General features: G+C 61.3%; 7 protein-coding genes. All 7 read left to right on the plus strand.

What is annotated here, in order from left to right; all coding sequences use genetic code 11:
- The coding region (locus tag AACS18_RS12065; protein WP_181363271.1) for an iron-sulfur cluster assembly scaffold protein at positions 1 to 195 on the plus strand (195 nt) is incomplete at its 5' end.
- A gap of 15 nt (positions 196 to 210) precedes the next feature.
- Positions 211 to 534 carry an iron-sulfur cluster assembly protein IscA gene (gene iscA / locus AACS18_RS12070; protein ID WP_005333812.1) on the plus strand — a complete coding sequence of 108 codons (324 nt, stop codon included), beginning with the start codon at positions 211 to 213 and terminating at the stop codon, positions 532 to 534.
- A gap of 118 nt (positions 535 to 652) precedes the next feature.
- A complete protein-coding gene (hscB, locus tag AACS18_RS12075) occupies positions 653 to 1,171 on the plus strand; it encodes a co-chaperone HscB (RefSeq protein ID WP_108612393.1) in 519 nt (172 codons plus the stop codon).
- Between the two features lie 28 nt (positions 1,172 to 1,199).
- A complete protein-coding gene (hscA, locus tag AACS18_RS12080; protein WP_005351033.1) occupies positions 1,200 to 3,047 on the plus strand; it encodes a Fe-S protein assembly chaperone HscA in 1,848 nt (615 codons plus the stop codon).
- A 1-nt stretch (position 3,048) separates the two neighbouring features.
- Positions 3,049 to 3,387 carry an ISC system 2Fe-2S type ferredoxin gene (gene fdx / locus AACS18_RS12085; RefSeq protein WP_005333808.1) on the plus strand — a complete coding sequence of 113 codons (339 nt, stop codon included), beginning with the start codon at positions 3,049 to 3,051 and terminating at the stop codon, positions 3,385 to 3,387.
- 173 nt (positions 3,388 to 3,560) lie between these two features.
- Positions 3,561 to 4,865, plus strand: coding sequence for an aminopeptidase PepB (gene pepB, locus AACS18_RS12090; RefSeq protein WP_108612394.1), 1,305 nt, complete (start codon positions 3,561 to 3,563; stop codon positions 4,863 to 4,865).
- Positions 4,862 to 6,145 (plus strand): aminopeptidase PepB, encoded by a 1,284-nt coding sequence (gene pepB / locus AACS18_RS12095; RefSeq protein ID WP_108612395.1) that lies wholly within the window; start codon positions 4,862 to 4,864, stop codon positions 6,143 to 6,145. Before pepB (AACS18_RS12090) ends, pepB (AACS18_RS12095) begins: the two co-directional genes overlap by 4 nt.
- Positions 6,146 to 6,264 lie beyond the last annotated feature (119 nt).

The raw sequence follows: 6,264 nt of genomic DNA on the forward strand, positions 1-6,264 counted from the left end.
GGTTCCGCCATCGCCTCCAGCTCCCTGGTGACCGAATGGGTCAAGGGCAAGACCCTGGACGAAGCGGCTGGCATCAAGAACACAGATATCGCTGAAGAGTTGGCCCTGCCACCGGTGAAGATCCACTGCTCCATTCTGGCTGAGGACGCCATCAAGGCCGCCATCGCCGATTACAAGCAGAAGAAAGGTCTCTAAGCGCCGGAGAGCAGTATGGCTATTACCATGACAGATGCCGCCGCGGCACGGGTTTCCTCTTTTCTGGCTAACCGGGGCAAGGGCATTGGCCTGCGCCTCGGCGTCAAAACCACCGGCTGCTCCGGTCTGGCCTACGTGCTTGAGTTCGTTGATGAACTGACCGATGAGGATCAGGTATTCGAGCAGCAGGGCGTCAAGATTATTGTCGATGCCAAGAGCCTGATCCATCTGGATGGCACCGAGCTGGATTTCGTCAAGGAGGGCCTCAACGAGGGCTTCCAGTTCAACAATCCCAACGCCAAAGGCGAGTGTGGTTGCGGCGAAAGCTTCAGTGTCTGAGATGTTTGACGTCAATGATCCTTCGTCTGTGGTTGAGCGGGTTGCCCATGACCCGTTCAACCACATCTCATTTGCCAGGGGCGAGTGAGGTAGTGGCGAACGTTTCCAAGAGGTTTGCATGAATCATTTCGAGCTGTTTGGGCTGGTTGAAGGCTTTGAGCTCGATACCCGTCAGTTGGCTGATACCTACCGCCAGCTGCAAACCCAATTCCATCCTGATCGTTTTGCCACCGCCCCCGAACGGGAGCAGCTGGCTGCGGTGCAACGTGCCGCCCAGATCAACGAAGCATTCACCACCCTCAAGGCGCCGCTGCGTCGTGCAGAATATCTGCTCTCCCTGCGTGGCACCGATATCCGTGGTGAACTGCAGACTCTGCAAGATACCGCGTTTCTGATGCAGCAGCTGGAGTGGCGCGAGCGTCTGGCCGATCTGAAAGATGACGCAGACCCTGAGCGCGCCATCAAGGATTTTCGCAGCGAGATCAGGCATGATCACCAGATGTTGATGCAGCAGCTGACCGAGTCTCTTGCCGCCGGCAGAGATCTCGTTGCCGCTGATTGCGTTCGCAAACTCAAGTTTGTCGACAAGCTCCTCGAAGAGCTGGAACGATTCGAAGACTCGCTTCTCGAGTCTTGATCCTTTAACGCTGGAAGTTTCATTACCCATGGCATTACTGCAAATCGCCGAACCCGGCCAGAGCGCTGTTCCTCATCAGCACAAACGTGCCGTCGGCATCGATCTCGGCACCACCAACTCTCTCGTCGCTGCGGTTCGCAGCGGTCACGCCGATACCCTTTGCGATGAGCAAGGGCGCGACCTGCTCCCGTCAGTGGTGCACTATCAAAGCGACGCCATTCGAGTGGGGATTGATGCCAAGCGCGAAGCGGCGCTCGATCCTCACAACACCATCGTCTCGGTCAAACGGATGATGGGCAAGGCGCTGGCCGATATCGATACCCGCCAGCAGCCTTACCAGTTTGTTGCCGCCGACAATGGCATGCCGCAACTGCAAACCCGTCAGGGACTGGTCAATCCGGTGCAGGTATCGGCCGAAATTCTCAAAAAGCTGGCCGAGCGTGGCGCCCAGACACTCGGGGGCGATCTCGATGGCGTGGTCATTACCGTGCCCGCCTATTTCGATGATGCCCAGCGTCAGGGGACCAAGGATGCGGCTCGTCTGGCCGGTCTGCACGTACTGCGTCTGCTCAACGAGCCGACCGCGGCCGCGATTGCCTATGGCCTTGACTCCGGTCAGGAAGGGGTGATCGCGGTTTACGATCTGGGGGGCGGCACCTTCGATATATCCATCCTGCGTCTGCACCGCGGTGTGTTTGAAGTGATGGCGACCGGCGGCGATTCCGCCCTCGGCGGTGATGATTTTGATCACCTGCTGGCGGACTGGATCAAGGAGCAAGCGGGCCTCTCCGGCGAGCTGGATGCCCATCTGCAGCGCGAGCTGCTGGATGTGGCCGCTGCCGTCAAACACGGCCTGACCGATGCCGAGCAGGTGGCGTGCACCTTTGCTGGCTGGCAGGGTTCAGTGAGCCGTAGCCAGTTTGATGAACTCATCACCCCGCTGGTGAAACGGACCTTGCTGGCTTGTCGCCGCGCCCTGCGCGATGCCGGTCTCGAGCAGGTTGAAGTGCTGGAAGTGGTGATGGTCGGTGGCTCCACCCGGGTGCCGCTGGTGCGTGAACTGGTGGGCGAGTTCTTCCAGCGTACGCCGCTGACCAGTATCGATCCTGACAAGGTGGTCGCCATTGGCGCCGCCATCCAGGCCGATATTCTGGTGGGCAACAAGCCCGATGCCGAGATGCTGCTGCTGGACGTTATCCCCTTGTCGCTGGGTCTGGAGACCATGGGTGGCCTCGCCGAGAAGGTGATCCCGCGCAACACTACCATCCCGGTTGCCCGCGCCCAGGAGTTCACCACCTTCAAGGATGGTCAGACCGCCATGGCCATTCACGTGGTACAGGGTGAACGCGAGCTGGTGGCCGATTGCCGCTCCCTGGCCCGCTTTACCCTGACCGGTATTCCGCCGATGGCAGCCGGCGCCGCCCATATTCGCGTCACCTTCCAGGTGGATGCGGATGGTCTGCTCTCGGTCAGCGCCATGGAGAAATCCTCCGGCGTGCAGGCCGAGATCCAGGTCAAGCCCTCTTACGGGCTGGCGGAGCAGGATATCCTCAACATGCTGAGTGCCTCCATCGAGAATGCCCAGCAGGATATGGATGCCCGCATGCTGGCCGAGCAGCAGGTTGAAGCCGACCGGGTGGTCGAGAGTCTCAATGCGGCGCTGGCCGCCGATGGCGATGCCCTGCTCAATGCTGCCGAGCGTGCCGAGATTGATGCCGCCATCGCCCATCTGCTGACCATGCGCAACAGCGGCGCAACCCATCAAATCAAAGAAGCCATTGAGGCAGCCGATGCTGTCAGTGGCGAGTTTGCAGCCCGCCGGATGGACGCCTCCATCCGCAAGGTGCTGACCGGACAAAACGTCAACAAGGTGTAATATGCCAAAACTGATCATTCTTCCTCATCCCGTACTCTGTCCGGATGGCGCCGCCCTCGAGGGGCAAAGCGGCGAGACCATTCTGGATGTGGCGCTGCGCAACGGTATCGAAATCGAGCATGCCTGCGAGAAATCCTGTGCCTGCACCACCTGCCACTGCGTGGTGCGCGAGGGCTTTGACTCGCTCGAGCCAAGTGACGAGCTGGAAGACGACATGCTGGACAAGGCGTGGGGGCTGGAGCCGGAATCCCGTCTTAGTTGCCAGGCAAAATTGGCGGATGAGGATCTGGTGGTGGAACTGCCCAAGTACACCCTGAACCTTGCCTCTGAACGCCATTAATTACACATGAGTGAATTGCACGTGCAGCATCCTGTGGTGCTTCGGTGATATGGTGGAAGGCCGTGACCCTCGGGGGCACGGCCTTTTTTGTATTCGTTATTCTCTCTTTGCCAATAAGCTCTTTCCCATAAAGAGTGCTTATACATAGTGCCAGTAAAAAGGAAGCAAACACGATGGCTGACATGATGAAGGTAGCGTTATCCACCCAGGCTGCGGCCGCTTATTGGGGCGAAGGCGCCCAGCTCAGTTTCAATGGCGACGAGGCACTGATCCATCTTGGTGCCGCCGGTCAGGAGAAGGATGTTCTGCGCACCGTTCAGCGCGCCGCCCGTCGCCTCGAATCGAGCGGGATCAAGCGGGTGACGCTGGTCGGTGAAGGCTGGGATCTGGAGCGTCGCTACGCGTTCGCCCAGGGGTTCTACGCCGCCAAGGGAGCGCGTGAACTGGATTTCGGCCAGCAGAGCGACGCGGAAGCCCGTGAACTGGATGCGCTGCTCAAGGCGGCTCGCTGGGTACGTGATATCACCAATGGCTGTCCGGAAGAGATCTACCCCATGAGTCTGGCGGAATCGGCCCTGTTGCTCATTCGTGGTCTGGCCGGGGATCAGGTTACAGCTCGCATCACCGCCGGTGAAGCGCTGCGCGAGTCCGGCCATATCGGGATCTGGTCGGTTGGCCGTGGCAGCGAGCGCGAGCCTGTGCTGCTGGAGCTCGACTACAACCCGACCGGGGATCGCAATGCCCCCGTGGTGGCGGCGCTGGTGGGCAAGGGGATCACCTTTGATTCCGGTGGCTACTCCATGAAGTCCTCTGACAACATGCTGCCGATGAAGTCCGATATGGGCGGCGCTGCCATGGTGACCGGCGCGCTGGCGCTGGCTATCAGCCGCGGTCTGAACCAGCGGGTGAAGCTCATTCTCTGCTGCGCCGAGAACCTGGTCTCCGGCCATGCCTTCAAGCTGGGCGACATCCTCACCTACAAGAATGGGGTTTCGGTCGAGATCCAGAACACCGATGCGGAAGGTCGTCTGGTGCTGGCCGATGGCCTGATGGCGGCCTCCGACAGCGGTGCGGCTTATATCCTTGACGCAGCCACCCTGACCGGCGCCGCCAAGATGGCGCTGGGGCGCGACTACAATGCGGTGTTTGCCCTCGATGAGACCGAACAGCAGCGTGCGCTGGCCGCCGCCAAGGTGGAAAACGAGCAGGCGTGGGCGCTGCCGCTGGAGCCCTGGCATGCCAGCCAGCTCACCTCGGCCTTTGCCGATCTGGGCAACGTCGCCTCGGCAGAGGGCACGGCCGGTGCCACCACAGCTGCTGCGTTTCTCTCCCGCTTCGTGCGCGATGAGTGCAAGGGCTGGGTGCACCTGGATCTGGCAGCCTCTTATCAGAAATCGGGCAATGATCTCTGGGCGACCGGCGCCAAGGGACACGGTCTGCGTACCATCGCCCGCTGGCTGCAGGAGGTGACCGCATGAATGTCTGGCTGAGTCGTGAATTTGCACCGGCCGAGTGGGGGGAGGGGGCGCTGCTCTCTCACCGTGCCGACGGCATGGTGGTCCATCTGGTGACGACCAATCCGCTGCTCGATATCCAGCAGGCGGCCCGTCGCCTCTGCCAGCAGGGGATCCAGAAAGTGACCCTGGCTGGTCACTGGGAGCGTGAACAGCAGTGGGCTTTTGCCCAAGGGCTGCAAACCCCCAAGGCGGAGGTGCAACTGCAGTGGGCCATGTCCTCGGAAGAGGACAGAGAGGAGCTGGAAGCGCGTTGGCTCTGCGGCCGCTGGGTGCGCGAGATGACCAATGCCACCCCGGAGCAGTTGGGCCCGCTGGAGCTGGCGGTGGAAGCGGCCTCCTTTATTACCGAGCTGGCGCCGGACAAGGTAAGTCATCGCATTTTGAAAGGCGAAGCGCTGCAACAGGCGGGCTGGGTCGGCCTCTATCAGGTGGGTCGCGGCAGTGCGCGCGAACCGGTATTGCTAGAGCTCGACTTCAACCCGGGGCGTGACCCCAAGGCGCAGGTGGCGGCGGCGCTGGTGGGCAAGGGGATCACCTTTGACTCCGGCGGCTACTCCATGAAAAGCTCCGAGGGGATGCTCACCATGAAGTGCGACATGGGGGGCGCGGCGATTGTCACCGGTGCGCTGGCGCTTGCCATGCTGCGCGGGCTCGACAAGCGGGTGAAGCTGATCCTCTGCTGCGCCGAGAACCTGGTTTCCGGCCACGCCTATAAGCTGGGCGACATCCTCACCTACAAGAACGGTACCACGGTCGAGATTGTGAATACCGATGCCGAGGGGCGGCTGGTACTGGCCGATGGCTTGCAACTGGCGAGCGAGTCCGGCGCACCGCTGATCATCGATGCCGCAACTCTGACTGGCGCTGCTGTGATGGCGCTGGGTGGGCGCTACAATGCCCTGTTTGGCCTCGATAAAGGGCTGGTAAGCCGGGCCATGACCTATGCCGATGCCGAGCATGAGCCTGCCTGGCCGCTGCCGCTGGAGCCCTGGCACCGCCAGCAGTGCCCCTCCCATTACGCCGACACGGCCAACAGCCGTCCGGTGAAGGGGGGCGGGCCGGGTGGCGCCTCCAACGCTGCGGGTTTCCTCTCCCGTTTCGTTGCCAACGAAGTGATGGGCTGGTTGCATATCGATCTGGCCGCCTGCTTCAGTGACAACGGCGATGCCCTCTGGGCGCCGGGGGCCAATACCCTGGGGATGCGCACCATAGCGCGGGCCCTGCTGGCGGAAGCCAAATAGGCGAGACAAGGCACCTTCGGGTGCCTTTTTCATGCTGTTCGAATTGTGAACAAAATATGGGGTTTTGGCGGCTTAAGGTAACTATCGTGCGCAAGCGCACATATTTTCCGGCTCTGCTC

The sequence above is a fragment of the Aeromonas sp. HMWF015 genome, assembly GCF_963878965.1.
In the GTDB taxonomy this organism is placed as follows: domain Bacteria; phylum Pseudomonadota; class Gammaproteobacteria; order Enterobacterales; family Aeromonadaceae; genus Aeromonas; species Aeromonas veronii.

What these genes read in the sequence shown, in the direction of transcription:
- pepB (WP_108612394.1), top strand. Translation starts at nt 3,561, where the DNA reads ATGGCTGACATGATGAAGGTAGCGTTATCCACCCAGGCTGCGGCCGCT.
- fdx (WP_005333808.1), top strand. Translation starts at nt 3,049, where the DNA reads ATGCCAAAACTGATCATTCTTCCTCATCCCGTACTCTGTCCGGATGGC.
- pepB (WP_108612395.1), top strand. Translation starts at nt 4,862, where the DNA reads ATGAATGTCTGGCTGAGTCGTGAATTTGCACCGGCCGAGTGGGGGGAG.
- iscA (WP_005333812.1), top strand. Translation starts at nt 211, where the DNA reads ATGGCTATTACCATGACAGATGCCGCCGCGGCACGGGTTTCCTCTTTT.
- hscA (WP_005351033.1), top strand. Translation starts at nt 1,200, where the DNA reads ATGGCATTACTGCAAATCGCCGAACCCGGCCAGAGCGCTGTTCCTCAT.
- hscB (WP_108612393.1), top strand. Translation starts at nt 653, where the DNA reads ATGAATCATTTCGAGCTGTTTGGGCTGGTTGAAGGCTTTGAGCTCGAT.